Origin of the sequence: Candidatus Palauibacter sp., assembly GCF_965237495.1 — a bacterium.
Lineage (GTDB): Bacteria > Gemmatimonadota > Gemmatimonadetes > Palauibacterales > Palauibacteraceae > Palauibacter.
This window is the reverse complement of the sequence record NZ_OZ250143.1, coordinates 2,191,874-2,218,697: the sequence shown is the minus strand read 5'-3', so window position 1 is coordinate 2,218,697 and position 26,824 is coordinate 2,191,874. Positions and strand designations below refer to the sequence as shown.

The window sequence follows — 26,824 nt, the reverse complement described above, 5'->3', positions numbered from 1 at the left end:
GCGCCGTGACCCGACGCAGCGGGCCGCTCGCCGCCGCGATCCTCGTCGTTGGGTGCGCCGGCGACGCCGAGCCCCCCGACCCGGCGCCCGCCACGACCGCCGCGGACCCGGCAGCGGCGGCCCTCGATTCCATCTACGCGGCCGACGCCGTCGATGTCGCTCTGCTCGAATACGCGATCGGCATGCCGACCCGGCTCCCGGCCGGCCCGACGCGGCTTCGCCTCAGCAACCAGGGGTTCGAGGGGCACAACCTCAAGCTGGTGGATCCGGAGAGCGGGGCGGTCCTGTGGGAGACCGAAGGGGACGTGGACACAGGCGAGGTGCGTCTGGTCGAACTCGAACTGTCGCCCGGGACCTGGACGATGCTCTGCGACGTGGCTGGCCACGACACCCGCGGCATGCTCATGACGCTCACCGTCGACGAGCCGGGGGGTCCGTGACTTCCTTCCTCAGATACGTGCCCCCGATGGGGATCTACGAGACGCTGTACGCCTTCCTCGGGGCGTTCGGCACCTACATGGGGGAACGCGGCACGCATCCCTGGAGCCAGGGCTTTCCGCGCACCGTCTCGCTCCCCGGCGGCCCCAGGCTCCCGTCCATGGTGCGGGTGAACGCGGACCACCGGAAATACCCCAAGGCGTGGGGCCTGCCCGAACTGCGGGAAGCGATCGCCCGCTACTACCGGGACTCGTACGACGTCGCGATCTCGGCCGACAACGTGATGGTGTTCGCCGGGGGACGTCCCGCGATCGTCGCGCTCCTGCTCTTCCTCGAACCCGACATCGAGGTCCGGGTCGCGTCGACGGAATACACGCCGTACTACGACATCCTCGAACGTCTGCGACGGTCCTACCACCTGGTGGAGAGCGGACCGGGGAACGGGTTCCGTCCCCCGGTCGACGACTATATCGCGCCCGCCGACGGCCGCACCCTGATGCTGATCAGCAACCCCTGCAACCCGACCGGCGTGACGAGGACCCGCTCCGAACTCCGCGCGCTCGTCGCGGCTTCGAGGGCCGACGGCATGGGGCTCCTCATCGATGAGGCCTACGAACTGCTGCACGATCCGCCGGTGAGCGCCCTGGAGCACGTCGACGACATCGAGGACGGCAACCTGTTCGTCGTCGGCGCGGCCACCAAGGGGCTGCAGGCGCCCGGCATCCGCATCGGCTGGGTCGTGTCGGCGAAGCGGCACATCGACGTGCTCGGGAACTTCTCGTCCTTCGGGATGGGCGGCGTGTCGCACCCGTCCCAGTGCTACGCGGTGGAGTTGCTGCACCCGATTCGCGTGCCCCGGGTCCGCGCCGCGGTCCCCGCCTTCTACGCGAGCCAGCGGGCGCGATACGGCAAGGCGTTCGCGGAGCTGGGACTCGAGCTGTTCTCCGGAGACGGCGGCTTCTACCACTGGTGCCGTCTCCCCGGCGGGCTCACGGCCCGGCGACTCAACGAGCACCTCTTCAAGCGCGGGGCCGCGATCCTCAAGGGCACCGACTGCGACATGGCGCGCCGCGGGGACGCCTCGCCGCTGGCGAGCTTTTTCCGCTTCTCCTTCGGCCCCCTCGCCCCGGAGTCGTTCGAGGCGGATATCGCCCTCATGGGCGACGCGCTGCGCGAGATGTGATCCTGGCCAGATCCGGTGCGACCCCGCCTTGGCGGCGAGATCCCGCGGCAGCCCGGGGGGAAGCCCCCGGATGTCATTGCAGGTTGTGCAGGTTGCGGCGCATGTGCGGGTTGCGCATTTACAGCGGGCCCGGGTTATCCGGAACGGCTCCAACGCATGGCGCGCTATGATGTGGGGATCTCTCGAACGGATCAGGAGTGCGTGGCGCGCGCGATGCCGGCTCCGGCGCGCGATCCGTTCCCGGGAGGGCGCCGACGCGCGCGCCGGGCCGATTAACGCCGCCGACGGGCCGCGGCCGGCGGCGGTGCGCGGCAACGACTGGCGGCAGGTGCAGCTGCCGGAGGGCCGGAGTTTCACGCCCACGCTCCCGGTCAGCGTCATCGTGCCCTGCTTCGAGGCGCCCGGAGCGCTGGCGCTGACGTTGGCGGGGCTGGAGCGGCAGGACTACCCGCGGGAGCTGTTCGAGGTCGTCATCGTCGACGACGGCTCCGAGCCGCCGCTACGCCCCCCGGCCGGGACCCCGCTCGACGTGAGGGTGGTGCGCCAGGAGCGGCGCGGGTTCGGGCTCGCGCGGGCGAGAAACGCCGGTGCGCGGGAGGCGGCGCACGACATCCTCGTGTTTCTCGACGGCGACGTGATCCCCGAAGCCGGGCTGCTGGCGGCCCACGCGCGCTGGCACCATGCGGTTTCGGACGCGTTGACGCTGGGCTTCTGCGCGTATGTGCCGGCGGCGGGCATCGATGCCGAGGCGGTTCGTGGCCGGGCAGGCTCGCTGCGGGCGCTATTCGCGGACCGGCCCGCGGATCAGCCGTGGCTGGAGCGCCACATGGCCCGCACCGCCGACCTGACCTCGGCGCACGAGGACCTGTTCCGGGCCGTGACCGGGCACAATCTGGGGATCGGCAAGGCGTTCTACCGCGAGGTGGGCGGCTTCAACGAGTCATTCCGGCGCTACGGGGGAGAGGACACCGAGTTCGGCTACCGGGTGCAGACGCGCGGCGGGCTGCTGGCGCCGGTGCGCGAAGCCTTCGGCTGGCACCAGGGGCGCTTCGCGGACGGCCGGGAAGGGAAGGCGCGGGACCAGCACCTGCAACGTGCGAAGCTCGCCCACTGGATCGCGGACCCCGGATTTCGCCGCTCCGCGCCGGGCCGGATCTTCGCGGTGCCGCGCCATGTGGTCACCGTGGAGGCCGGGGATGTCCCGGCGGCGCGCGTCGTCGCGGCGGTCGAGGGTCTGCTCACCGACCCGGCGGGCGATCTGGCGGTGCGGGTCGAGACGCCGGTCGCGCGGGCCGACCTCGGCCCCGCGTGGCTCGAGGTGCATTTCGGGGCGGACCCCAGGGTGCGGGTGGCGCCCGAAGGCCCGGCGCGCGCGTCGTCGCCCGGGCCGGCCCTCGAGGTGGCGCACGAGGCGGCGCTCGAGGCGTTCCCGGCGTCGCCGTTTCACATCCGCCTTGGCGCCCGCGCCAACGTGCCGCGCGGCCTCGTGGAGCGGCTTCACACCGGGCTGGGCGACGCCGTGGTGGCGACGGCCAGGCTCGCGGGCGGCTCGCGCGTATCCATCGCCCGGGCGTGGGCGCTGCATCGCGCCCGGCGCACGGGGCTGCCCGTGGCGGCGTTCGGCGACGCGCGCAGGCTGAAGGCGGCCGCCGTACGGCCGCGCCCGGTCCGCGGCGCGGTCCTCCTGCACCTGCCCCGGTCCGCGTGTGCGAACCCGGCCCCGCCGCGGCGCCGCGCGTTGCGCGCGAACGCGGCCCGGGTGTGGGCGGAGGCCCGGCACATCAGGGGGATCCGTACCGCCTGGCGTTTCCTCGCCTGGCTGGCCGTGGCGCTCCGCTGGCGGCTCGGTCAGGCGCGCGCCGCCGTGGCGCCGCCGTCACGGGCCGCTGCGCCGCCCTCTCCGAGGCCGACGCCGCCCCCTGGGCCGACCCACTGGGACCCTCCGCTGGGGATCCGGATCGCGGTTCTGGGCCCGCGCGCGCGGGCCGTGTTCCGGGCGTCCTCGCGAGTCGCGCATGGGCTGGACGGCGGGCCTGTCGACGTTGCGCTGGAGGACACGGAGGGCGCGGCGGCGGGCATCGGCGTGCCCACGGTCCGTCTCGGCGCGGCGCCGGCGCTGGCGGTTCCCGCCTTCGACCCGGCGGCGCACAACCCGGTCGGCTGGGTGAGGGACGTGGAGCCGTGTGCCGCGTGCCTGGGGCCGCGGCGCCTGTTGCGGGCGTGCGTGCGCGCGCGCGAGGTACCGCTGGCGGAGCGCAGCCGTCTCGTGCGCTACCACCATGTCGAGGACGTGGGCGCCTTCCATGCCGGGGCGACCGAGCGCGCCGGCACGCTGGCCCGGATCGCCGCCTGCGGCGTGCCCGTGCATCTGGCCGACCACGATCCGGCGCTCGAGACATTGCTGGGTCCCGAGCTTCATGATTTCATGAGCGCCCCCATCGGCTATGACGGCGCGGAGGCGCGCGAGGTGCTCAGCATCCGCATGCGGCGCGCGGCGCTGCGCGGGCACTCGCTCGGCGCCCGCGCCCGGCAGCTGTGCGAGGCGGCGGGCGTCGACCCGCCGGAGTTTCCCCTTGTGTCGGTATTGCTCGCGACCCGGCGGCCCGGGCGCCTGGCGGCGGCGGTGGCGAATGTCGCGCGCCAGGACTACCCGCGCCTGGAGCTGGTGCTGGCCCTGCACGGCCCGGGCTTCGAGGCGGACGCGGTGGCGTGTGCCACCGCGTCCCTCGCGGCGCCGGTGACGGTGCTGCGCCTCGGCGAAGACCACCCCCTGGGCACGGTGCTGAACGCGGCTTCGACGGCCGCCGCCGGCCCGCTGCTGTCGAAGATGGACGACGACGATGTCTACGGCGCCGAGCATCTGTGGGACCTGGTGCTGGCGCGCGAATATTCCGGGGCGGCGCTGGTCGGCAAGTTCCCGGCGACCGTCTACCTGGCGCACCGGGACCGCACCGTGCGCCGCCGCCGCGTGCGCAGCGAGACCTGGTCGCACTCGATCACCGGCGGCGCCATGCTGATCGCGCGTGCGGAACTCGGGCGCGCGGGCGGCTGGCGCCCGGCCCGGCGCCACGTCGACACGGCGCTGATCGAGGACGTGATCCGCGCCGGCGGTGGCGTGTACCGCACCCACGACGCGGGCTACGTCCTGGTTCGCCACGCCGAGGGCCACACCTGGAAGGCGGCCGATGCGGCGTTCCTCGCCCAGGCCGAGTCGGTGTGGCCGGGCTGGCGCCCGGCGCTCGCCGGGATCGAAGGCGTGCCGCCGCCGCGCTCCGACCCCGCGCTTAGCGGGATGTCCGGCGCCGGGACGGCGCGATGATCGCGCACCGATACCGCTTCGTGCGCGATCCGTACGAGCGCTTCGTGTCGCTGTACCTGCTCGCCCGCCGCCGCGCGACAAGCCCCGGGGTCTCGTCATCAACCACGTCGTCCAGGAAAGCGCTCCTCGATCGTCTCGATGAACTGGAGGACATCGAGGATCTGAAGAAGATCCGACACGAACCGACCCGGCCGCTGGCCGACCTGCTCAGGGAACTCAGGCTCGATGGCGGGCTGTGATGTCGAGATCTCTCGAACCGCCGAGGAGCAGCTTCGCGAGCTGCCGCGAGCGGACCAGGAGCGCGTGGCGCGCAAGATGCCGGCTCTGGCGGACGATCCGTTCCCGAGAGGAGCGACAAAGCTCTCGGGCTACGACGATGTCTTCCGCGTCCGCGTGGACAGATATCGGATTCTCTACAGCGTAGCCGAGGCCGCGCTGATCATCGTCGTCCTGAAGGCCGGAGACCATAGCGCAGCATACCGATAATCCCGATTTGTCCGATCCCGGCACAGAGCCGGCCTGACCGGCGAACATCGCGGAGATGCGCGCCTTCCTCGAGAACCCATACGTTTCTCCTGCCGGTGGGGACGGTCACCGCGGATCGGTATTCCCGAAGCGCGGGTTCGCTGAGGGCGCAGGGGTCGTCCCATTCCTTCGAACGCTGTCTGGATCGATGCCCAGGCGATCGAAACGGGCGCCGATCCGGTCTCGGCCGACCGTCACTTCGAGTATGTGAATGGAATCGCCTGGGCGCGTATCCCGGAAACATGAACATGGGGGAGGACGTTCGATGACGATGACGCGACGTGAATTCGCGGGAACCTCGCTCGCGGCGGCGGGAGCTACGGCGCTCCCGGCTCTGGAGGCCACGGCATGCACGGGGGAGACCCGGCCCTCGCCGGACTCCGAAGGCGCCGTCGCCGAACGTGCGGCCCGGCCCGGGCGGTTGCTCATCCTGGGAGGCACCGGCTTCATCGGCCCCCACATGGTGCGCCACGCCCTCGAGCGGGGGCACGAGATCACCCTCTTCAACCGCGGGCGCACGAATCCCGGTCTCTTCCCCGGCGTCGAGACGCTCATCGGGGACCGCGACGGGGCTCTCGACGCGCTGCGGGGGAAGGAGTGGGACTACGTCATCGACAACAGCGGCTACGTCCCTCGCCTCGTGCGCGACTCGGCCACCTCCTGCGCGATGCCGTCGGCCGCTATCTGTTCACCTCCACCGGCTCCGTGTACGACTTCGATCAGGATGAACTGCCGGAAGATGCCGGACTCCTCGAGGTGGCCGACCCCGAGAGCGAGGATGTGGGGCGGTACTACGGGCCGCTCAAGGTGATGTGCGAGGAAGCGGTGCGGGAGATCTTCGGCGACCGCGGCACGATCGCGCGCCTCCACGTCGTCGCGGGCCCCGGGGACCCCACCGACCGCTTCACGTACTGGCCGGTCCGGATCCATCACGGGGGCGAGGTGATCGCGCCGGGCGACATGGACAACCCGGTCCAGTTCATCGACGTGCGGGACCTGGCCGAGTTCGCCATGCACCTGCTGGAACAGGACACCGGCGGGATCTTCAATGTGGCCGGGCCGACGCTCGACGAAACCCGGATGGACGAGTTGCTGTATGGCATCCGTGCGGTCACGACGTCGCGCGTGTCGTTCACCTGGGTGGACGAGGACTTCCTCGCGAACCGCGAGCCGCCCGCCCGCTACCCCCTCTGGTACTCCCAGAACGGCCCCGCGAGAGCACTGTCACGCGTGCGGTCGCACCGGGGCGTCGAGGCGGGGCTCCGCTTCCGTCCGCTCGCGGTCACGGCGCGCGAGACCGTGGACTGGTTCCTGAGCGAACCCGAGGAGCGCCGCCAGCAGCTCCAGCTGAACCTCGACCGCGACGCCCGGATCCTCGAAGCGTGGAGGCGCCGCGGCGGGGCGGGTTCATGACGGGCGCGCCGGGATCGGGCCAGCCCGCGAGCGTGGACCAGTCGGACCGGATCGTCCCCATCAACCTGCGCCAGAGCGGACGGACGCCGGTCGAGATGCTCATCTCGACGCGGGTCCGGAAGTCGCCCTACTGGCACCTGTCACACCTGGCGAGCTGCTGGCGGGCCACCGTCTACAACCGCATCTACCACCCCCGAGGCTACGCGCGGCCCGAGGACGGGGGCGCGGCGGCGGAACACGAGGCGCTCACCCACCGCGTCACGCTGTGGAACGTCGCCGTCGAGCGGCAGATCCGCGTCAGGGGACCGGACGCCGAGGCGTTCGCCGACTATGTGATCACGCGCGACGCGACCCGGATCGAGCCGATGCGCGCGAGGTATGTCATCCTCTGCAACGAGCGCGGCGGCATCCTCAACGACCCGGTGCTGCTGCGGCTCTCCGACGACGAGTTCTGGTTCTCGCTGGCCGACTCCGACCTCCTGTTCTGGCTTCAGGGCGTGAACGTCGGCCTCGGGATGGAGGTGGAGATCGACGAGATCGATGTCTGTCCGCTGCAGATACAGGGGCCGAGGTCGCTCGATTTCATGGCCGACCTCGTGGGTGAGGCCGTCCGGGACATCCCCTACTACGGGCTCATGGAGGCGGAGATCGCGGGCTGCTCCGTGCTGGTCTCGCAGTCCGGATTCTCGGGGGAGAAGGGGTACGAAATCTATCTCCGGGACGCGACTCTGCATGCGGGGACGCTGTGGCGAGCGCTGCTGGAGGCGGGGGAGGCGCACGGGCTGATGGTCACGGCCCCCGGGCACCAGCGCCGCATCCAGGCCGGGATCCTGTCGTGGGGACAGGACATCGACCACGAGACGAGCCCCTTCCAGTGCAACCTCGCCTACCAGGTGCCGCGCGAGAAACCGGGCGACTACGTCGGGCGGGCCGCGCTCGAGCGCCAGCGGGCCGAGATCGAGGCCGGGCGCTCTCCGTTCGCCCTCGTCATGGTGGGGATGAAGCTGGGCGGCCGGCCGATCGACGACTACGCGCCCGACTTCTGGCTCGTGTCCGCCGCGGACGGCGGCGACCCGGTCGGCTACATCACCTCCCCGTGGCACGCCCCCGAACTGGGCTGCAACCTCGCGCTCGGGTACGTGCCGCCCGCCGCATCCGCCATCGGCACGGAACTCGCGGTGCGGCTCCCCGACGAGTACGCGAACGATTCGGGCCGGCGCGATCCGGCCCGCGTGTGCGAGGTTCCGTTCCGCCCCTCCGTGAACCCGAGCGCCCGCGAGGTCGCCCTCGCCCGGGGCCGCGACACCGCCCTGTAACCCGAATGCCGGCCGCCGGCTCCGGAGCACCGCGGCCGCCCCCGGGTCATGATCTCATGCGGCCGCCCGACGGGTCGAAGAGAGCGGTGCCGGCGGCCACGGTCACCGGGAAGGTCTCGTTCATGTAGAGGACCCGGAGCCGCGTTCCGGGGGGGGCGAGTTCCGGCCGCAGGTACGCCATGAGGAGGTACTTCCCCACGGAGGGGCCCATCCCCGCCGACGTGACGCGGGACTCCCTTCCGCGGGCGTCGACGATGCGCTCCCCGTCCGGCCCCAGCAGCGGCTCGTTGCCTCCGGTGGGGAAGCGTGCGAGGCCGGAGGCGTCGGCGTGGGCGTCCATGGTGAGCGTGCGGAGCACCGCGGCGGGGTCCGTCTCCCGGGCCTCGAGGTACGCGGCCCGGCCGATGAAGTCCGCCCGCTTCACGCGGGGCCGCGCCAGGCCCGCCTCCACCGGCGAGTACTCCGACGTGAGTTCGGCCCCCATGAGGGCATATCCCTTCTCCATGCGGCCCGTGGTGCCGTAGACGCCGGCGCCCACCGGACGCAGGCCGAACGCCCGGCCCGCCTCCCACACGGCGTCCCACACCCGGGGCGCGAGCGGCGCCGCCACGTAGATCTCCCACCCGCTCTCCCCCACATACGAGATCCGGCACATCGTGGTGGGAATCCCGTCCAGCGGGACGTCGCGCACCGAGGCGTAGGGGAACGCGGCCTGCGAGAGCTTCCCCCCGGAGATCGTCCCCAGCAGCGCCTCCGCCCGGGGGCCCCACACGCCCAGCGCGCACATCCCCTCCGACAGATCCTCGAAGTGGACGGAGCCAGCGTCGGAGCCAGCGCCGCCGCCAGCGCCCGGGAGGTGTTTGCGGAACCGGGCCGCATCGCGCGCGCCGTCGAAGGCGCCGGTCACGATGCGGAAATGGTCCGCCGCCAGCCTCTGGATGGTGAGGTCGGCCCGAAACCCCCCGTCCGGGGTCAGCAGCGGGGTGTAGATGGACGTTCCGGGCGGCCGGTCGCACGCGTTGGCCGCCATCCCCTCCAGATAGGCAAGCGCCCCGGGGCCCGACACATCGAAGATCTGGAACGCGCCCAGGTCGACGACGCCGACCTTCTCGCGCAGGTGCAGGTGCTCGGCCTCGATGATGGGAGACCACCACCGGCGGTCCCACTCGTGCGGCCGGTCGGCCACGCCGTACCGATCGACCAGCCCGGCGTTCGACTCGTACCACTGCGGGCGCTCCCAGCCGCGGGCCTCGTAGTAGACCGCCCCCAGGGCCTCGGTCCGGGCGTGGAGCGCCGAGTGGTTCACCCCGCGGCCGGATTCCCACTGCTCGCGCGGGTGTACGATCCCGTACGTCTTGTTGAAGTGCTCCCGGGCGCGGGCCCGCACATGCCGGCGGGTGCGCTCGTGCGGCTGGAAGCGGGTGACGTCCGACCCGTGCGGGTCGGACAGGCGGGGATGGCCGTGCGTGATCCACTCGGCGATGAGGCGCGCCGTCCCCGGGCCTTCCTTGATCCACACGGCCGCCGCCGACCACAGGTTGGCCACCTCGGCGGTCTCTCCCAGTACCGGCTGCGCGTCGGGCGTGAGGGAGAGAAGACCGTTGATGGCGTATCCGATCTCCGCGCCATCGAGCAGGTCTCCCATGATCTCGCGCGCCCGCGCCAGTTGGGGAGCGAAGTCGTCCCCCGTGAACCGCATCTCCGTGGGGGAGAGTTCCGACGCCTCGCGCGAGGGGATGTCCTCGGGGCCCACGAGGATGGGGCGGTGCGCGTAGGATCCGACCTCCATCGCATCGTGCTTCTGGCGCTCGTACATGAATGCGTCCATGTCGCGCACGATGGGGTGGCCGATCTCGTTGCCGGTGGCGCGGAGGACATCGACCGGGCCGAAGTCCGCCATCTGGTGTACCGCCGGCGTGAGCGGAATCGAGGTGCCCGCAAGTTCCGCGACGCGAGGGCTCCACACGCCGCAGGCGATGACCGCGTGCTCGACCTCGATGCGGCCGCGCGCGGTGAGGACGGCCCGCAGACGGGGGCGGCCGCCGGGCCGGGGCGCGACCTCGAGTCCCGTCACCTCGGTGTTGTCCAGGACCGTGAGCGCGCCGCGGGACCGGGCCCGCTCCCGCATGAGGGTTCCGGCCCGCACGGCGTCGACCACGGACACGGACGGCGTCCAGAAGCCGCCCAGGATGATGTCGGGATTCACGAACGGGATCCGCTCGGCCACCTGCCCCGGCGTGAGCAGCTCGGCTTCGATGCCCCACGCCCGCGCCGAGGTCATGCGGCGCCGCAGCTCCTCCATCCGCGCTTCGGTGCGGGCGACCTCGGCGCCGCCGCATGTCGTCCGCACGCCGAGCGCCTCGTACTGCCGCTGGCTCTCCAGCGTCAGCATCGCGACTTCGCGGTTGTGGTCGGTGGGGAAGATGAAATTCGATGCGTGGCCGGTGGAGCCGCCGGGGTCGGGCAGCGGGCCCTTGTCGATGAGGACGAGATCGTCCCAGCCTCGCCGGGCGAGGTGTTCGACCAGGCAGCTGCCGACGATGCCGGCCCCGATGACGGCGATGCTCGCCGCGGTCGGTTGTGGCGCGCGTTCGCTCACGGTTCCCCAAGCGCCATGCGCGGCGCCGGCGACGGGCGGCTTGCCGAAACGGCTCGCCGCCCGTCCAGCGTCAGCGTCGCGGCGGAATCCGAATCGGGTCGCCCAGATCCGGCATGACGCCGAGGTCGCCCAGCAGCGCCTCGAGCGCCGGCATGCTTCCGGTCAGAAGCCCGTTGATGCGGTCCGCGACCGGCGGCAGCGCCTCCCAGGCCCGATCGATCTGGTACATCTGATCCGCCGTAGGCTCGCCGGACCACCCTTCCATCTGCGAGATTCCGGTCCCCCCGGCGGCGTCACCGAGGTCGTCACCGATCTCATCGAGTTCGCCGGAGATCTCCTCGGCCATCGCCTCGATCCGCTCGCGATCCGCGTCGTCGACCTCCGCGTCGTCCAGTAGCGCCCGGATCTCGTCCAGCCGACCGTTCATGGCGCCGATCCGCTCCCGCGCGTCGCGCACCGGGGCGGCGAGCGCATGGGCCCGCATCATCGCGTCCTGCCGCGCCACGAGCGCCGCCTGGCTGGCCTCGCGCCGCGGATCGAGCCGCACGCCGACGTCCGCCATCTGGCTCTCGTCCCCGACCGTAAGGCGCACCGTGTAGGTGCCCGGGAGCACGCGCGGCCCCGCGCCCGGCGGAGGTCCGCGCCGGAAGCCGCCCCCGCCCCCTCCGTCCGCCTCGAAAGCGGGATCGACGCGAAAGTCCCACACGACCTCGTTCAGCCCCGCCTCCCCGGAAGCGTCCATCGTGCGCAGGACATCGGCGCCGTCGAGGATCTCGAGGCTGGCTCTGTCCGAGTCGACCCCCTCGCCCAGGTAGTAGCGGAGGGGGATCCCCGCGGGAGGGTTGGGCGCGATGAAGGTGGCGGGCTGGAAGGGCCAGTCCATCCCCATCGACCACATCGTGCCGCGCCGGCTGCCGAAGAGCCGGAAACCGGCCGCGAGCACATCGGCGGACATCTCCTCTAGGGGCGTGATGTCGTCCAGGATCCAGATGCTGCGCCCGTGCGTCCCCAGCACGAGGTCGTTCTCGCGCGGATGGATCGCGATGTCGTCCACCGCGACCGTGGGCAGGTTGTTCTGCATGCGCCCCCACGACTCGCCGCGGTCGATCGACAGGTAGACGCCGATCTCGTTCCCGACGAAGAGGAGATTCGGGTTCCGCGGGTGCTCGCGGATCACGTTCACCGACCACCCGTCGGGGAGGCCGGCCGTGATCCGCCGCCAGCTCGCGCCGTGGTCCTCGCTCACGTAGGCGTGCGGCGCGTAGTCGTCGTTCCGGTGGCCGTCGAACGTCACGTACACCCGTCCGTCCACCGCGGAGGACGTCTCCAGGCGGCTCACGTAGGTTCGAGCCGGTACCCCGGGTACCTCGTCGATCACGTTGTTCCAGGTCGCGCCGCCGTCGAGCGACACCTGCAGGTTGCCGTCGTCCGTCCCCACGTACAGCGCGTCCGGCGAATGCTTCGACTCGGCGAACGCCGTGATGTTGCCGTACGACGAGATCCCGTCGTTGTCGGACAGCGTCTCGTCCGTCACCACCCGGCCCATGATCTCCATCGTGTCGCGGTCGATCGCCTTCGTAAGGTCCGGGCTCGCCTCCTCCCACGTCGTGCCGCGGTCCCTCGACCTCATGAGGTGGTTCCCGCCCAGATAGATCGTCGCCCGGTCATGGCGCGAGATCGCGAACGGGGAGTCCCAGTTGAACCGGTAGCGCCGCGGCTCGTCGTCCTCCGCTTCGTCTCCCGTCGGACGCGGCACGGGGCGGAGCGACTGCCCCTCGCGCGAGGCCACGTCGATGCGCGCCATGTTCCCGCCCTGCGACTCCGAGAACATGATGTTGGGATCCATCGGGTCGGAGTGGTTGTGGAACCCGTCCCCGAACCATACGTGCCACCATTCGCGGTTCCGCACGCCCCACGTCGACTGCGTGCGGTGAGGCGCGCACCAGTTCCCGTTGTCCTGCAGTCCCCCGCACACGTTGTACGGGTCGCTCATGTCGACGTCGATCTCGTAGAACTGGCCGATCGCCATGTTCCGGATCGAGCGCCACGTCACCGCCCCGTCGCGCGAGAACGAGAGCCCGCCGTCGTTCCCCTCGATCACATGGTTCGAGTCATGAGGGTTGATCCACATCGCGTGGTGGTCGGAGTGGATCTGGTCCGTCGCGTTCCCCGGCCACCAGGTGCGCCCGCCATCGTCCGAAGCCGAGGCCTGGACGCCGCCGATGTAGATCCGCTCGGGGTTGTTGGGGTCGATTCGAATGAGGGAGAAGTACATCGGCCGCGGGTTGCGGTCGCTCATCATCTCCCACGACTCGCCGCGGTCCGTCGAGCGGTACACGCCCTGGCCCTCGCGCGCCTCGACGATCGCGTAGACGAGGTTGCCGTCCCGCCGGTAGATGTCGAGCCCGACGCGGCCCAGTTCGCCCTCCGGCAGCCCTTCCTCGAGCCGGGTCCAGCTGTCCCCGCCATCCGTCGTGCGCCAGATCCCCGATCCGCCGCCTCCGGCCGCGAAGCCGAAGCCCGTCCGCTGCCGCTGGTAGGTCGCGGCGAAGAGCGTGTTCGGGTCGTTGTGGTCCATGACGAGGTCGATGACCCCGGTGTGCTCGTCGATGTAGAGGACGTTCTCCCACGTCTCGCCGCCATCGGTCGTCCGGTACACGCCCCGCATCTCGTTCGAGCCCCAGAGGTGGCCCACCGCTCCGACGTAGACGACATCCGGGTCGCGCGGGTCGATCCTGATGCGGCTGATGTGGCGCGTGTCCTCGAGGCCCATGTGCGTCCAGGTGCCGCCCGCGTCCGTCGACTTGAACACGCCGACCCCCCACGGCGAACTCTGCCGGTTCGCCGGCTCGCCCGTCCCCACCCACACCACGTTGGGGTTGGACGGCGCCACGCTCACCGCCCCGATCGAGGCCGTGGGCTGGTCGTCGAACACGGGATCCCACGTCATCCCGTCGTTCGTCGTCTTCCACACGCCGCCGGCGCCGAGGCCGACGTAGAAGGTGCGCGGGTCGCTCTCGACCACCGCGAGATCCGCAACGCGGCCGCCCATGATGGCGGGCCCCAGCTCCCGGAAGTCGAGCACCGAGGCCGCGTCGGCCGCCTGGTCCGAAGCCGTCTGGGCTGCGGCCGCAGCGGGGAATAGCGCTCCCAGCGACAGCGAAAGGGGAACGAGAAGACGAGGAAAACGCTCGAACTGCGACGGGAGCGCCATCGGAACCTCCGGGGTGACGGCGGACTCTGCGGCGAAACGGGACAATCCGCACAGTGGTCCGCCCCATCCCCCCCGCGCAAGACATCGACTCGCGACGTACGATTGCAACGGATGATAGCAGATGATATCATGCGGGAGGCTACCCCTTCCCGGGCCGAGGAGGTGTCATGGGAAAAGTGCAGATAAACGTCCGCGTGGATGCCGCGGTGAAGAACGCAGTGGAAGGTTACTGCCGCCCCAGAGGCGTGGCCATGAATCACTTCGTTCAGGAAGCGCTTCTGGATCGCCTTGAGGAACTCGAGGACATTGAGGATCTGAAGAAGATCCGACACGAACCTACCCGGCCGTTGGCCGATCTACTCAGGGAACTAAAGCTCGCTGGCGCGCTATGATGTCGAGATCTCTCGAACCGCCGAGAAACAGCTTCGCAAGCTGCCGCGAGCCGATCAGGAACGCGTAGCGCGCAAGATGTCCGCCCTGGCGGACGACCCGTTCCCCGCGGGGACGCGAAAGCTCACGGGATACGATGATGTTTTCCGCATCCGAGCGGGAAGATATCGGATTCTCTACAGCGTGGCGGAAGCCGCGCTGGTCATCATCGTTCTGAAGGTCGGACACCGCCGGGACGTATACCGGCGGTCGTAACGACCGGGCCGCGTCGCGGGTGATGCACCGCCGAACGAGTGTGTCCCACTCCAACGGTGTTCCGGGCGCGGATCGACCACGATCCAGATTGCTTGCCTCGCCTCGATACTCACGAGGTATGTGAGGAGCTTCCCAAGGTGATCGTGATCGCTTTTCTGCAATTGGTTCTCGATCACGACGGCGCGACCTTTCTCGTCCTCCGCGATCGGGTCAACGCTGAAGGAACCGGCGGGTTGTTCCCGCTCAGCAGCGGCAAGCTGGAGTCCCGTGGCCTCGCCGACCACGTCGATGTTCTCCTGCAACCATGTCGTGAAGTCGTGAGCTTCGTGCCCCCACACCTCGCGCAGTGCTACCCGATGAACGCGTCCAATCATTTGCCTCTCGCGGCTTGGTTGTCCGTACCGGACTTGACGGATTGATGGTTAGGGTCGTGGCCTAACAGAGTCGGGCTGTTCCGGGTTCGGATCGGGCGGGCACTCTTCGGCGGTGTTCCGTTCAGTCAAGCTTCGATCCATCGTATCATGCTCTGAGATATTCATGGACGATTGCGCGACAAAATCGTCCGAGTCGTGGACGTTTATGCGATAAAATCGTCCATATATGTCATGAACGTGCTACAGATGCTTGATGTTCGTGCCCCGACGCCATACCGTCAACACCGATGACGAGTGTCGATGGATCGTAAGTGACGGGTGCCGGATTGCCTAGCGTTGACGACATCCGAAGCATGCTGGCCCTCACCGGCTGGTGGAGCAATCCACGCTCGTGGGTTCTCGCCGACCGCGATCTCCGCCAGGCGGGCCGGGCACCGTTCGACTACTCGGCCAACGTACTTGACGATCTTCGGCCGGGTGGCCTCTACCTGCTCCGGGGACCCAGACGGGTGGGAAAGTCGGTCGAAGTCAAGAAGACGATCAAGCGCCTCATCGGGGAGGGCCGGGATCCCCGTGCCATCGTTCACTTCGCCGCCGACGGCTTGCCGGCAGCGGATCTCCGGCGGATCGTGGGTGTCGCCGCCGAATTCACGCCGCCGGACGGGCGGCGTTACTGGTTCTTCGACGAAATTACCTCCATCGCCGACGGGTGGCCCGCCGCGATCAAATGGCTGCGGGACAACGACGCCCGCTTCGGCGACGACACCGTCGTCCTCACGGGGTCGTCGGCTGCGGATCCGGGTGAAGCCGTCAGGGCCCTCGCCGGACGGCGCGGCGGCGTCCCGGACCCCGACCGCGTCCTCCTGCCGATGTCCTTCCGGGCCTTCGTACGTGCACGATCCGACGTCGATCTGCCGGAGGACATCCGCCCTCGCGCCGTGGCGGATCTCACCGCCTCCGTCCTGCGGGAGCGGGTTCGCGCCCTCGCGCCGTGGCTGAACCAGCTCGTCGAGCAGTGGGATGCCTACATCCGCGTGGGCGGCTTCCCGCAGGCCGTCTCCGCCGCCGCGGCCGGTGACGACTCCTCCGGGGAACTGTGCCGCGACCTCTTCCAGGTCATCCACGGCGAGGCTTTCGCAAAGTCGGCGTGGTCACAAGCCCAGTCGGCCGCGTTCACGACACGATTGGCGAAAGGGCTCGCCTCTCCGACGAACCGCCACGACATCGCGATGGATCTCGGCACCTCCCGTCAATCCGTCGGCCGCCGGATCGACGCGCTGCGGGAGGCGTTCGTCGTCTGGCCCTGCTATCCGGAGCGCTCTCTCCGCCCCGCGCTTCGGTCCCAGGAGAAGACGTACTTCGCCGACCCCGTCTACGCCCGCCTCTTCCCCCAGGCCGTGCCGCCCGATCCCGGCCCCATGTCGGAGCAGCAGCTGGGCGTGGCGCTCGTCCGGTCGTTCCTCCGCGGAGACCCCGCCTCGTACCTGAACTTCGACTCGGTTCTCTATCACCGAACGGGAGGGCGGCGAGAAATCGACTTCGTGGGACCGGCGTTCGGCGACCTGGCCGTCGAGTCCAAGTATGTGGACGGCGAGCGGTGGACTCGCGGGGCGGGCGTGATCCGGGGATCGAAGTGGCGCGGCCTCGTGGCGACGCGGCGGGCGCTGGACACCCGCGACCCCGACCTCATCGCGCTCCCGACCGGGATGCTGGCGTGGCTCATCGGAGGCTGAGGTGGTGAGAGACCCATTGTACCGGCAGATCGAGCAGCGCCTCGGAGAAAGACTCGATCCCCACCTCTTCGAGCGGTGTGCGGCGGAGTTGCTTCGGGACGTGTACCCGGGACTGGTTCCTGTCACGGGCGGCGACGACGGCGGCATGGATGGCGCCATCCCGGACGAGGACGGCGACGCTCTCCCCTTGATCGCGACCACGGCGGCGAAGGACAAAGTTCTCGGAAACGTGACCCGCAACCTGGAGTCCTATCGGCGCGCCGGGGGGTCGGCCACGGGGGCGGTCGTGGCGACTTCACGGGTGCTCACACCGCGCAAACGGCGGAACCTCGAGGCTCGCGCGAGGGAGTTGGGCTTCACGCTCCGCAACATCCACGACCGCGACGACTTCACGGGCAGACTGTACCGCAACTCGAAGTGGCGTCTCGAACTCCTCGGTCTGCCGGGCACTCCCCCCGCGCTGTCGGCGCTTCCCCGCTTGGTGGGCCCCCGTCGGACCGGCGAACTCATCGGACGGGACAACGAACTCGACCGGTTGCGCCGGCACCGGGGTGACGTCGTCGTCGTCGGACAACCCGGAGTCGGAAAGACCGCGTTGTTCGAGACGCTGGCCAGGGAAGGCCGCGGCCTGTTCGTGGTCTCGGACGATCCCGGCAGGATCGCCGACGCCTTCAGGGACAACCCCGTAAGCCTACTCTTCGTTGATGATGCTCACTTCAACGAGCCGCTCATCGATCTCCTGGTTCGGCTGCGGGAGGAGCCCGGGTTCGACTTCAAGATCTGCGCGTCCACCTGGCCGAACCGGGCCGAGGCGGTGGAAGGGCAGCTGTACCTGCGCCGGGAGGAGCGCATGGCCGTGAATGGCCTTGCCCGCGACCAGGTCGCTCAGCTTATTCGTCGCGAGGAGCCGCGACTCCCCGAAGACGTAATCGGCGAGATCCTCAACCAGAGCGACGATCCGCCGGACGAAGTGCTGCAGGTGACGGGTTCCTGTCGGCCGGGCCTGGCAATGACTTTGGCGCGTCACACGGACCTGAGGGGAATCGAGCCCCTCGTCCAAGGTGGGCTGCTGCTCGAGGGCCTGCGGCGCGATGCCCGGCTGTCGGGGACGGAACTCGACTACGTGGCGACATTGGGTCTGGGTGGCGAGGCCGGCATGCGGAAGGACGTCGCAGCGCGGGCGCTGAACCAGCCGGAAGTCAAGCTGCGGCAAGCCCTGAAGAAGTTGTCCGGCACGGGCACCCTCACGGAAACGTGGCGGGGGGCCCTCGCTGTGAGACCGGCGGCGCTACGACACGCCTTGATGGCGCGAACCTACTTCTCGGGCGCGCTGCGCCTGCGTCCGGAGGCGGCACTGCAAGGCGTGGAGGATGCCGTTGCGTGCACCGAAGCCCTGCTCGATGCGCTCGCGCGTGGCGGCGCCATACCGCACCAGCTCATCCGGGATCGGCTCGGGGCACACAGGAAGGCGCATGTCGGCAACCGACCGCTCGACCTGTACGCGGCGACGGGGGCCGAGGGGGCACGGTGGGTGTTGGAGAACTACCCCGACCGGGCGTCGTCGATCGCCACCGATGCACTGACGTTCGCGCCCGAGTGGGCCCTCGGCAGGCTCATCTCTCTGGCGATCGGGTCCGAGCGCGGATCCCGCGACCGCCGCTGGGAGACGGAGTTCCGCGGCGGGTTCCGTGCGCTTGAGCAAACGCGTTCGGGGGACCTCGTTGGGAAGATCGGCGCCTGGGTGCGGGCGGGACGGCCGGGTTCCGACGCAGCGGACCGTCGCCGCCAACTCCTCCGCGCGCTGGCGGAGCACGGGGAGTTGGTTGAGGGTCGCGAATCAGCCGCCGAACTCGTCCGCTCGTGTTTCTCGCTCAGCTTCCTCCGCGTGCGGGGGGATCCCGTGAGCGTTGAGACCTTCACGACGGGGATGGGCTCGCTCACGGAGGACGATGTCCTGCGTCTGGCACGCCTTTGGCCGGAGGGGATGGAACTGCTCCGTAATCTCGGGGATGCGGGAATCCGATGCGCGCGGAGCGTGATCCGGCGCTGGGTCACCGGTCCCCGCGTGCCTGGTGAGCTGCCGGAGACCAGCGTCGCGTCGCGAGCCGAAGTCGCCCGGATGCTTGAGTTGGCGTTGGATGCGTGGGTAGAGCCGGGTTTCCTGCACTGGGCGCACGGCATCGTGCGTGAGCACAAGCTGAACGTGACGCTGCCCAGGGTTGACGACCAAACCGTGATCCAGCTGTTCCCCACGCTCGATCAACGCCGGTCGGCGCATCCCGCAGCCCCACAATTCGATGCAGCCGCCCGCCGGTTCGCCGGACAGTGGCGCCACGAAGAACCGAGAGTCGTGGCCGAGCGCCTGCTGCGGTTGAGACGCGAAGGCAAGCTCAGCGGGTACTACGGTACGCGTCCGCTGGACCTGATCGTGGTTCAATTGGCCGAACTTGTCGATGATCCGTCCGCCTGGCTGGAGGAGTTCGCCGGTCGCGCGGTGCCGAGCGCGTGGGTGGGCCCGTTCCTGGATGCGGCGGTTATCGCCGACTCTTCGGACGAAGTCCCCTGGAGGATACTGGAGCGTGTTGACCCGGGCGGCGAGTACGCTGGCGTGAGCCTCGAGGCCGGCCTGTGCCTCCACGATCCACCCGCCATGGCGGTTCATCGGGTCCTCGCCGAGGCGCGCGCTCATGCCGACTTCATGCGGGATGTCGTGCCCTGGGCCCATGTGCCGGACGCGTGGAAGCTCCGATTGCTGAAAGATGGTGACGGAACGGTGCGGGGGGAAACGGCCGCCGCTCTGTGGGACCTCCATCATCGGCGGCGTCCGCCCGGCGAGATGGGAGTTCTCTGGGAAGACGCCGCGGTGACGTGCGGCGGGGCCGACCTACTGCACGATGTGGTCGGATCGGATCGGCGTGCGGCCCTGGCCTGGCTGCTGCATGAGGCGGAAGAGAGCTCGCAGCGGAAGGATGAAAGCACGGAGAGGGCCGAGGAGCTCCTGGAGGAAACATCGTCCGTGGGGCAGACCATCGCGCAGCTGCTGGCGGAGAGCGAGACCCTCTATTCGCTGGACACCGAACTCGTCGTTGCGGCACGGGAGACCATTCGGTCGGAGGACCGGCGCAGCCTCATTCGCGACATTCCGGCCGACGCCGACCCCGGGTTCTTCGGATATCTGGTGGGGGGCGACCGTGATCTCTACGCCGCCCTCCTCGCGCGACGCGCCCCGCGGGAGGCGCACTTGGCGCCACTGCGGACGGAACCGCCACCGGCCAACCGGGACGAACTGGCCCGGCTGGCCATGGAGCACGGCTACACCCGAGCCGACCTGGGGCACCAGCCGTTGTAGGAAGTGCGCGCCGAGGGCCTGGCCCGCAATGTCGGCAGCTTCTCGCGCTTTCTGGAAGCGGCGGCCTTTTCTCACGGCGCAACGCTCAACATCAGCGCCGTCCGCCCGCGAGTGCGAGACGAGCCGCACCACGGTCGCGGGCTACCTGGAGTTGCTCGAAGAGCTTCTGCTTGCCTTCCGCCTGCCCGTATTCACGCGGCGCGCCAAACGCCGGCTCGTGGCGCACCCCAGATTCTTCTACTTCGACTGCGGCCTGTTCAGGAGCCTGCGGCCGGCGGGTCCCCTCGACCGGCCGGCCGAGATCGGCGGTCCTGCCCTGGAGGGGCTGGTCGCGCAGCCGGGTGCTCCTGTACAGGGGCACGGACCGGCTCGCCGTGGGGGATGTCCTGCGCGTGCCGGTCGGGGACTTCCTCACGCGCCTGTATCCACAGCGGGGGCTGGAGCACGCCATCGGATAGACACCGGGCCTCCTTGAGATTGCCGATGACGTACCGGTGGCGATCGTGACCCCGCGCGGCCTCTGGGAAGCCCTGACGTCGATCACGTGATCACCGAGAGGTACGGCGAGAGGCCCTTGTCTCGCCGTGATCGGGCAAGTCAGTTGGCCTCCATGTTCCAATGGAGCGTGAAGAGGTTCCTGCGGCAGGGGATCGGGCACTATCGGACTGCCCGCCTGCTGTCCGCCGTATCCCTCGCGGCCCTGCCGTCCGTAGCCGCGTCCGCGGCTCCTGCGTGCGCTCACACGGGCGGGACCGACGCCGATGCATGTGTCACCGCGGCAGCCTCGTCCCTGCGTCCTTTACCAGCGGACTCCGTCCTTCGGATCACGTTTCTCGATGTCGGGCAGGGGGACGCGGTGCTCGTGCAGGCGCCCAGCGGCCAGGTCGCGCTGATCGACGCCGGACGCAGCGACGTCGTTCGAATCCTCCGGCAGTTCGGGGTCAGCGAGATCGACCTGCTCGTGGCGACGCACCCGCACGCGGATCACATCGGCGGCATGGCGGGCGTGATCGCGACGTTTCCGGTCCGCTTCTACATGGACAACGGCCAGCCGCACACGACGGCGACCTACCGTCGGCTGCTGGCCGCGCTCGACGCCCGGCCGGAGATCACGTACCTGGAGGCTTCGCCGCGGACGCTCACGCTCGGGGAGGTGGAGATCGAGGTGTTGCCGCTCCTCCCGCCCGGAAGTACGCAGCACAATGACCGCTCCGTGAGTCTGGTGGTGCGCTACGGGAACTTCACGGCCTTCCTCAGCGGCGATTCCGAAGTGCGGCAGCTCAGCCATCTGGTCAGCCAGGGTGCCGTGCACGAGACGACCGTGCTCAAGGCCCCGCACCACGGGAGCGACAACGGCTTCACGTGGGATTTCCTCGATATGGCCCGGCCTCGCGTCGTGGTGATTTCGGTGGGACGCAACCCGTACGGCCACCCGCGGCCCGCCGCTGTGCAGGCATACGATGCGTCGGGCGCGACGGTCTTCCGTACCGACCTGCACGGCCATGTCTCGGTCAGCGGCCGCCAGAGCGGCGACTATGAGGTCGCAGTCGGTGGAAACGTGGCGCTTCGCGGCAACGCGCGCGGCGATGAGCCGGGGCCCGTTCGCATCCCGGTGCCCGGCTCCGACCCCGGAGGCGCCAGGGACGCCGGCATCCGGATCCGGGTGCACGCCGATGCGCCTGGAAACGACCATCGGAACCCGAACGGCGAGTACGCGGTGATCGATAATCTCGAGTCCGAAGACCGGGTGATCGGCGGCTGGACGCTCTGCGACCGGGCGAACCACTGCTTCACGTTTCCTCCGGACGCGCGGCTGGCGGCCGGCGGCCGGCTCGTCGTCCACACCGGATCCGGATCCGCCAACGGCACGCGGTACTACATGGGTCGGCGCCAAGCGGTGTGGAACAACGGCGGTGACACCGCGACCCTCTATGACGACACGGGGGCGGCCGTGGTCATGTTCAGCTGTTGAGCGCCGACCGGCCGGGGCCCGGGGCCGATCTACACGGCGACATCTGGGTGGTAGACCGGGTGGAAGGACCGGTTGCCGTACTGATACGTGATGGCGATGAGCGCTCTCGGGACGTGCCGCTGCAGGAGTTGCCGGCCGGCACTCGGCCCGGAGCGGTTCTGCGCGTTCCGAGCCCGGGCGGCCACCCCAACTGGTCCGCCGCCATCCTTGACGACGACGCGCGCCGCACTCGACTACGGGAGGCGGAAGAAACACTGGCCCGGCTGCGACGACGCGATCCAGGCGGCGACGTGAAGCTGTAGACCGCCCGTCCGGCCGCCTTTCCCGTCCCCGCTCGATGTCATACATTGTATGACATGAAAACGGCGACCGCGACCATCAGAATCGACCCTCGGCTGGAGCGTCGGCTGAGTCGCGCTGCCGCGCGCAGCGGGCGGAGCAGAAGCGCGTTCGTCCGTGACGCCCTGGAACGTCAGCTCGCGCTGGACCGGTTGGCCGATCTGCGCCGCCGCATCACACCTTTCGCGGAAAGCCCGGGGATTACCTCACGGACGAGGACGTCTTCCGCGAAAATCTCTTGAGGATATTCCTCGACACCAACGTGCTCGTCAGCGCTCTGGCCGGGCGAGGCATCTGCTCCGACGTGCCGCGGGTCGTGATCGCGAATCACTCACTCATCGCGGGCGAGACGGTGCTTCTAGAGCAGATGAAAGCATCGGACAGGTTGATCCGACACGAACCCACCCGGCCGCTGGCCGGCGTGCTCAGGGAACTCAACTCGGTGGCAGAGCCGCACGCCGCATCGGTCTGCGGCGGAGCTGCACGCCATTACATCTGAGGGAACGAGCCCGAGGTCACGTAATGCCAGTCAAGCCAGCATCAGGCGCTCTCCCTTGGGCTCCGGCACGGATCGTCCCAACTCCTCTGCCCTTTCGATCCAGAACTGCACCGCATCCTTGATGTTCCCTAACGCGGTCTCCTGATCGTCTCCGTGCGCAATGCACCCGGGCAACTCGGGTGCCTCTGCGACGAAAGCCTGATCTTCGTTGCTCCAATAGAGAATGATCTCGTACTTGTGCATCAGTCGTCTCCTCCCAGCTTGTATTTGAGGATCAACTGCCGAACCTGCCTGACCTGATAGGGCTTCGCGTGTCCACCACGGCTTTGCAGGTTGACGATTTCCACGATGCCTTCCTTGTCGAAGAGGTGGTGGCTGCCACGCACGCGCTCCTCGAATCCAAGATACCGCATCAGCGTGCGCAGTTCGTCGAATCGAATGTTCGCGTCGGATCGCCCGCGGAGTATAGTCCGCACCAGCCGTTCGTGGCGACTCATCGGCCACCTGTCCCAACGCATCGGAATCGCAGGCTCAGGTGCTTCCCGAGGTCGGGCTGATCGAGCATCGCCGCGGCCCCGCTCACCGCGGTGACGCCGGGACGACCAAGCCGTCTTCGGCATGCTTCATCGTTTGTTTGGGCAGGCTGTTCATGGCTCCTCTCGCCGCGGCAGGAATCATGGACAGCCAATATAACGCCGTCGTCCGCGGAGCGATCCCGTTAGGCCCGCGCCGGGACGAGGTGGTGGCCTCCATGGCCTGCACGTGGACGGGGGCGTGCCGATCATCGTGCCCGTCGCATTCCCCGCGCGGCCATGGAGCACCTCCGCTCTGCAACGCCGGACGAGCCGACGGTTCAGCGCGCCGCCGGAATCCATTCCGCGCTCCGGCGCCCAAGGGGCTCGGGTCCTGATCCAGGAGGGATTTGAGCACGACCATGGGCGGCACGCCCACGCCGCGGGCCCGCAACGTGAGAGCGATGCTCGTGGTCGAGGGTCCGGCCATCGACTCGCTTCAGGCGCCGGGTCTCGAGATGTTCGAAACGGACGCATCGTCCTCGACACGACGCGAGGTCATCGTCGCCGGAGCGCTGCCGGACGCGCTCTTGCTGCGGGTCTGGGTGCCCCACCGGGGCGGACCTCGCCCGGTACCGCGTGAGCCTGCTGCAGGTGGTGGGCGAGAACTTCACGCTCGGCGACCTGACCGCTTACGGGACCGTGATCATGCGCTAACCGCCGGGCGCATGGCATGCCGCCGTTGTATGCTCCGCGCGCGCGGCATCGATCTGGCCGTGGTTCGCAAGGAGCTTGCCCGGATCGAGCAGGCGATCCTCGCGGGCGCGGTCGAGATTCTCGACGAGTACGGCGGCTTCCCCGTCCCCGACCGGTGTCATACATTGTGTGACATGAAAACGGCGACCGTGACCATCAGAATCGACCCTCGGCTGGAGCGTCGGCTGAGTCGCGCTGCCGCGCGCAGCGGGCGGAGCAGAAGCGCGTTCGTCCGTGACGCCCTGGAACGTCAGCTCGCGCTGGACCGGTTGGCCGATCTGCGCCGCCGCATCACACCTTTCGCGGAAGCCCGGGGATACCTCACGGACGAGGACGTCTTCCGCGAAATCTCTTGAGGATATTCCTCGACACCAACGTGCTCGTCAGCGCTCTGGCCGCGCGAGGCATCTGCTCCGACGTGCCGCGGGTCGTGATCGCGAATCACTCGCTCATCGCGGGCGAGACGGTGCTTCGAGAATTGCGGCGAGTTCTCGACGAGAAATTTCGAGTCCCGCCTGCCACGATCGAAACGACCGACGAATTCCTGCGCGAGGTGGCGGTGGTCGTGGCTGCGGCCGTTCCGCTCTCGATCGAACTGGCCGACCCGGACGATGTGCCGATCCTGGGGGAGGCCGTCGCCGGGAAGGCTGATGTTCTGGTCACCGGAGACCGGGATCTCCTTCGGGTCGCAGGGGAGGCGCCGGTGGCGGTTTTGAGCCCGCGAGAGTTCTGGGACGCCCTCCGATCGGAGAGCTGAACCGTCCGGGCCCCGCTGCATTGAGGCGCCTCGGCAGTCTCGGTAGCTCGCGGATTCCTGCGGCGCCACACTAGGATCAAGGTCCGCGATCCCCCCTGCCCAGGAGCCGTCCGATGAAACGCCGAGACTTCCTCGCCACCTCCGCCGCGGCCGCCGCCGGTTCGAGCCTCGTCGCCTGCCGGCCCCCCGAGACCTCCGCCGCCCCGCCCGTCACCTCCGGGCAGTGGGGTTCCGGCGACTACTCGCACGTCCCCGGCCTGGCCGGGCCCGCGCACGGGACCGTGTGGGGCCGGACGGGCGTGACGGCCTGCTCCGATTACTACGCGTCCCTCGCCGGCACGATGACCATGATGCGGGGCGGGAACGCCATCGACGCGCTGATCGCCGCGTGTGCCACCCTGAATGTGTCCGACCCCTACATGTCCGGGATCGGCGGCTTCGGCGGCTACATGCTCATCTATCTGGCCGAGGAGAACCGCGTCGTCGGGCTGGACGCGCTCGGCCGCTCCCCCGCCGCCTCGTCGCCCGCCACGATGACCCTGGACGACTTCGCGATGGGCTACAAGGCCCCGATCGTGCCCGGGGCCTTCAAGGGCTGGGCCGCCGCGCTCGAGCGCTACGGCACGATGAGCCTGGGCGACGTGTTCGAACCCGCCATCCAGCTCGCCGAGGATGGCTTCGTCATCTCGAAGTTCGACGAGCGCTACACGGCGTCGAGCGCGGACAAACTGAGCCGCTACCCGTCAACGACGCGCGTGTTCTTCCCGAACGGCCGCCCGCCCCGCATGGGCGAGATCATCAAGCAGCCCGAACTCGCCGCGAGCATGCGGCACCTCGCCCGCGTAGGGGCGGACGACCTCTACAAGGGCGAACTCGCCGACCGCATCGTCGCTTTCCTGGCCGAGAACGGCGGCCACATGACGAAGGCCGACCTGGAGGGCTACGAGGTCGAGTGGAGGGAGCCGATCACGACGACCTTCCAGGGGCACGATCTCTATGCCATGCCGCCGGGTTCGTGCGGCATGTCGATGTTCCAGGCGCTCAACATCATGGACGGCTTCGACCTCGCGAACATGGACCTGTACGGGTCGGAGTTCGTGCACCTGTGGCTCGAGGCGATGAAGCTGGCTCTCGCGGACGACGACCGGTACAACACCGGGAAGGAAGACGTGGAGATCCCGGTCGACATGATCATCTCCAGGGAATACGCCGATGAGCAGCGGGCCAGGATCGATCCCGCCCGCGTCGCCTCCTTCTCCGGAGCCCCGCTCCCGTTCTTCGGGACGACGAGCCTCTCCACGGCGGACCGGTGGGGGAACGCGGTCGCCTTCACGCAGTCGCTCGTCAACGGGTACGGGAGCGGCGTGATCGCGGGCGACACGGGGATCTTCCTCAACAACGGCCACATGTTCGGCTTCGTGCTGGAGGAAGGGCACGTGAACCACCTCGAGGGCGGCAAGCGGGCGAAGGGCGTGATGACGCCGTGCATCATGATGAAGGACGGGAACCTCTTCGCGGCGGTGGGGGCGCAGGGCGGCTACACGATCCCGCAGACGGTGGGGCAGGTGATCACGAAGCTCGCGGTCGCGGGCATGGACATGCAGTTGGCGATCGCGTCGCCGCGCATGTGCGTCAACCGGGGCGGCGGCCGGACGCCGATCCCGGAGGACTCCGTCACCTATCTGGAGGCGGGATTCCCGCCCGAGGTCTACGAGGAGCTGGCCGACCGCGGCCACTACCTGGCCGAGCCCGGCAACCTTGGCGGCGTGCAGGGCGTGTACCGGGATGCGGAGACCGGCGCCCTCGCCGGCGGGTCGGATCCGCGTCGCGACGGTCACGCCATCGCCTGGTGAGACGGCCACGGGGGTCTTGAACGGCGAG

General features: G+C 69.5%; 24 protein-coding genes and 1 pseudogene. 21 read left to right on the top strand and 4 right to left on the bottom strand.

The features are described 5' to 3' along the window. Positions 1-5: 5 nt before the first annotated feature. From ACPXY0_RS09635 to ACPXY0_RS09600, 8 genes are all read left to right on the top strand, one after another. Positions 6-440 carry a hypothetical protein gene (locus ACPXY0_RS09635; protein ID WP_423924337.1) on the top strand — a complete coding sequence of 145 codons (435 nt, stop codon included), beginning with the start codon at positions 6-8 and terminating at the stop codon, positions 438-440. Further along, positions 437-1,621: a pyridoxal phosphate-dependent aminotransferase gene (locus tag ACPXY0_RS09630; protein WP_423924335.1), complete on the top strand. Its 1,185-nt coding sequence runs from the start codon at positions 437-439 to the stop codon at positions 1,619-1,621. The genes ACPXY0_RS09635 and ACPXY0_RS09630 overlap by 4 nt, the downstream gene beginning before the upstream one ends. Before the next feature lie 304 nt (positions 1,622-1,925). After that, positions 1,926-4,940, top strand: a complete 3,015-nt coding sequence (locus tag ACPXY0_RS09625; protein WP_423924333.1) for a glycosyltransferase — start codon at positions 1,926-1,928, stop codon at positions 4,938-4,940. Further along, the gene (locus ACPXY0_RS09620; protein ID WP_423924331.1) at positions 4,937-5,179 is read left to right on the top strand and encodes a hypothetical protein; all 243 of its coding nucleotides are present in this window, start codon (positions 4,937-4,939) and stop codon (positions 5,177-5,179) included. The genes ACPXY0_RS09625 and ACPXY0_RS09620 overlap by 4 nt, the downstream gene beginning before the upstream one ends. Then, on the top strand, positions 5,166-5,426 hold the full coding sequence (locus ACPXY0_RS09615; RefSeq protein ID WP_423924329.1) for a type II toxin-antitoxin system RelE family toxin: 261 nt from the start codon (positions 5,166-5,168) through the stop codon (positions 5,424-5,426). Before ACPXY0_RS09620 ends, ACPXY0_RS09615 begins: the two co-directional genes overlap by 14 nt. Positions 5,427-5,730: 304 nt before the next feature. Beyond that, positions 5,731-6,276 carry an NAD-dependent epimerase/dehydratase family protein gene (locus tag ACPXY0_RS09610; RefSeq protein WP_423924327.1) on the top strand — a complete coding sequence of 182 codons (546 nt, stop codon included), beginning with the start codon at positions 5,731-5,733 and terminating at the stop codon, positions 6,274-6,276. After that, positions 6,171-6,878, top strand: a complete 708-nt coding sequence (locus ACPXY0_RS09605) for an NAD-dependent epimerase/dehydratase family protein (protein WP_423924325.1) — start codon at positions 6,171-6,173, stop codon at positions 6,876-6,878. The genes ACPXY0_RS09610 and ACPXY0_RS09605 overlap by 106 nt, the downstream gene beginning before the upstream one ends. Next, the gene (locus ACPXY0_RS09600; protein ID WP_423930646.1) at positions 6,875-8,194 is read left to right on the top strand and encodes a glycine cleavage T C-terminal barrel domain-containing protein; all 1,320 of its coding nucleotides are present in this window, start codon (positions 6,875-6,877) and stop codon (positions 8,192-8,194) included. The genes ACPXY0_RS09605 and ACPXY0_RS09600 overlap by 4 nt, the downstream gene beginning before the upstream one ends. A gap of 46 nt (positions 8,195-8,240) precedes the next feature. Here the strand turns inward: ACPXY0_RS09600 and ACPXY0_RS09595 are convergent, their stop codons facing one another. Together ACPXY0_RS09595 and ACPXY0_RS09590 are read right to left on the bottom strand one after the other, a co-directional pair. Next, on the bottom strand, positions 8,241-10,793 hold the full coding sequence (locus ACPXY0_RS09595; protein ID WP_423924323.1) for a GcvT family protein: 2,553 nt from the start codon (positions 10,791-10,793) through the stop codon (positions 8,241-8,243). A gap of 70 nt (positions 10,794-10,863) precedes the next feature. Next, entirely contained in the window at positions 10,864-14,007 is a 3,144-nt protein-coding gene (locus ACPXY0_RS09590) for a VPS10 domain-containing protein (protein ID WP_423924321.1), read from the bottom strand. Positions 14,008-14,174: 167 nt separating this feature from the next. Here ACPXY0_RS09590 and ACPXY0_RS09585 point away from each other — a divergent pair, with 167 nt between their 5' ends. From ACPXY0_RS09585 to ACPXY0_RS09540, 10 genes and pseudogenes are all read left to right on the top strand, one after another. Further along, a complete protein-coding gene (locus tag ACPXY0_RS09585; RefSeq protein WP_423924319.1) occupies positions 14,175-14,399 on the top strand; it encodes a hypothetical protein in 225 nt (74 codons plus the stop codon). After that, positions 14,386-14,652: a type II toxin-antitoxin system RelE family toxin gene (locus ACPXY0_RS09580; protein WP_423930644.1), complete on the top strand. Its 267-nt coding sequence runs from the start codon at positions 14,386-14,388 to the stop codon at positions 14,650-14,652. The genes ACPXY0_RS09585 and ACPXY0_RS09580 overlap by 14 nt, the downstream gene beginning before the upstream one ends. Positions 14,653-14,789: 137 nt before the next feature. Beyond that, positions 14,790-15,071, top strand: coding sequence for a hypothetical protein (locus ACPXY0_RS09575; RefSeq protein WP_423924317.1), 282 nt, complete (start codon positions 14,790-14,792; stop codon positions 15,069-15,071). Between the two features lie 308 nt (positions 15,072-15,379). Then, entirely contained in the window at positions 15,380-16,759 is a 1,380-nt protein-coding gene (locus ACPXY0_RS09570) for an AAA family ATPase (RefSeq protein WP_423924315.1), read from the top strand. Between the two features lie 4 nt (positions 16,760-16,763). Further along, entirely contained in the window at positions 16,764-20,108 is a 3,345-nt protein-coding gene (locus tag ACPXY0_RS09565) for a hypothetical protein (RefSeq protein WP_423924313.1), read from the top strand. Positions 20,109-20,136: 28 nt separating this feature from the next. Further along, positions 20,137-20,385 (top strand): annotated as a pseudogene (locus ACPXY0_RS09560) (DUF4143 domain-containing protein); the annotation flags it as partial. A 348-nt stretch (positions 20,386-20,733) separates the two neighbouring features. Next, positions 20,734-22,080, top strand: a complete 1,347-nt coding sequence (locus ACPXY0_RS09555) for a lamin tail domain-containing protein (protein ID WP_423924311.1) — start codon at positions 20,734-20,736, stop codon at positions 22,078-22,080. A 47-nt stretch (positions 22,081-22,127) separates the two neighbouring features. Next, positions 22,128-22,382: a DUF3006 domain-containing protein gene (locus ACPXY0_RS09550; RefSeq protein ID WP_423930642.1), complete on the top strand. Its 255-nt coding sequence runs from the start codon at positions 22,128-22,130 to the stop codon at positions 22,380-22,382. Positions 22,383-22,436: 54 nt separating this feature from the next. Then, positions 22,437-22,661, top strand: a complete 225-nt coding sequence (locus ACPXY0_RS09545) for a ribbon-helix-helix protein, CopG family (protein ID WP_423924309.1) — start codon at positions 22,437-22,439, stop codon at positions 22,659-22,661. Continuing rightward, positions 22,658-22,918, top strand: a complete 261-nt coding sequence (locus ACPXY0_RS09540) for a hypothetical protein (protein ID WP_423924307.1) — start codon at positions 22,658-22,660, stop codon at positions 22,916-22,918. The genes ACPXY0_RS09545 and ACPXY0_RS09540 overlap by 4 nt, the downstream gene beginning before the upstream one ends. A gap of 30 nt (positions 22,919-22,948) precedes the next feature. Here ACPXY0_RS09540 and ACPXY0_RS09535 read toward each other — a convergent pair whose 3' ends face one another. Together ACPXY0_RS09535 and ACPXY0_RS09530 are read right to left on the bottom strand one after the other, a co-directional pair. Further along, positions 22,949-23,161 (bottom strand): type II toxin-antitoxin system HicB family antitoxin, encoded by a 213-nt coding sequence (locus ACPXY0_RS09535; RefSeq protein WP_423924305.1) that lies wholly within the window; start codon positions 23,159-23,161, stop codon positions 22,949-22,951. Further along, positions 23,161-23,415, bottom strand: coding sequence for a type II toxin-antitoxin system HicA family toxin (locus ACPXY0_RS09530; protein ID WP_423924303.1), 255 nt, complete (start codon positions 23,413-23,415; stop codon positions 23,161-23,163). Before ACPXY0_RS09530 ends, ACPXY0_RS09535 begins: the two co-directional genes overlap by 1 nt. A 425-nt stretch (positions 23,416-23,840) precedes the next feature. Here ACPXY0_RS09530 and ACPXY0_RS09525 point away from each other — a divergent pair, with 425 nt between their 5' ends. The 3 genes from ACPXY0_RS09525 to ggt all read left to right on the top strand — a co-directional run bounded on the left by ACPXY0_RS09525 (position 23,841) and on the right by ggt (position 26,796). Further along, a complete protein-coding gene (locus ACPXY0_RS09525) occupies positions 23,841-24,542 on the top strand; it encodes a ribbon-helix-helix protein, CopG family (protein ID WP_423924301.1) in 702 nt (233 codons plus the stop codon). Further along, positions 24,539-24,943, top strand: coding sequence for a putative toxin-antitoxin system toxin component, PIN family (locus ACPXY0_RS09520; protein WP_423924299.1), 405 nt, complete (start codon positions 24,539-24,541; stop codon positions 24,941-24,943). Before ACPXY0_RS09525 ends, ACPXY0_RS09520 begins: the two co-directional genes overlap by 4 nt. A gap of 113 nt (positions 24,944-25,056) precedes the next feature. Beyond that, on the top strand, positions 25,057-26,796 hold the full coding sequence (gene ggt, locus ACPXY0_RS09515; protein WP_423924297.1) for a gamma-glutamyltransferase: 1,740 nt from the start codon (positions 25,057-25,059) through the stop codon (positions 26,794-26,796). Positions 26,797-26,824 lie beyond the last annotated feature (28 nt).

Excerpts from the sequence above, each read along its gene's own strand:
- ACPXY0_RS09620 (WP_423924331.1), top strand. The coding sequence starts at position 4,937 with ATGATCGCGCACCGATACCGCTTCGTGCGCGATCCGTACGAGCGCTTC.
- ACPXY0_RS09615 (WP_423924329.1), top strand. The coding sequence starts at position 5,166 with ATGGCGGGCTGTGATGTCGAGATCTCTCGAACCGCCGAGGAGCAGCTT.
- ACPXY0_RS09610 (WP_423924327.1), top strand. The coding sequence starts at position 5,731 with ATGACGATGACGCGACGTGAATTCGCGGGAACCTCGCTCGCGGCGGCG.
- ACPXY0_RS09600 (WP_423930646.1), top strand. The coding sequence starts at position 6,875 with ATGACGGGCGCGCCGGGATCGGGCCAGCCCGCGAGCGTGGACCAGTCG.
- ACPXY0_RS09590 (WP_423924321.1), bottom strand. The coding sequence starts at position 14,007 with ATGGCGCTCCCGTCGCAGTTCGAGCGTTTTCCTCGTCTTCTCGTTCCC.
- ACPXY0_RS09585 (WP_423924319.1), top strand. The coding sequence starts at position 14,175 with ATGGGAAAAGTGCAGATAAACGTCCGCGTGGATGCCGCGGTGAAGAAC.
- ACPXY0_RS09570 (WP_423924315.1), top strand. The coding sequence starts at position 15,380 with ATGCTGGCCCTCACCGGCTGGTGGAGCAATCCACGCTCGTGGGTTCTC.
- ACPXY0_RS09545 (WP_423924309.1), top strand. The coding sequence starts at position 22,437 with ATGAAAACGGCGACCGCGACCATCAGAATCGACCCTCGGCTGGAGCGT.
- ACPXY0_RS09535 (WP_423924305.1), bottom strand. The coding sequence starts at position 23,161 with ATGCACAAGTACGAGATCATTCTCTATTGGAGCAACGAAGATCAGGCT.
- ACPXY0_RS09530 (WP_423924303.1), bottom strand. The coding sequence starts at position 23,415 with ATGAGTCGCCACGAACGGCTGGTGCGGACTATACTCCGCGGGCGATCC.
- ggt (WP_423924297.1), top strand. The coding sequence starts at position 25,057 with ATGAAACGCCGAGACTTCCTCGCCACCTCCGCCGCGGCCGCCGCCGGT.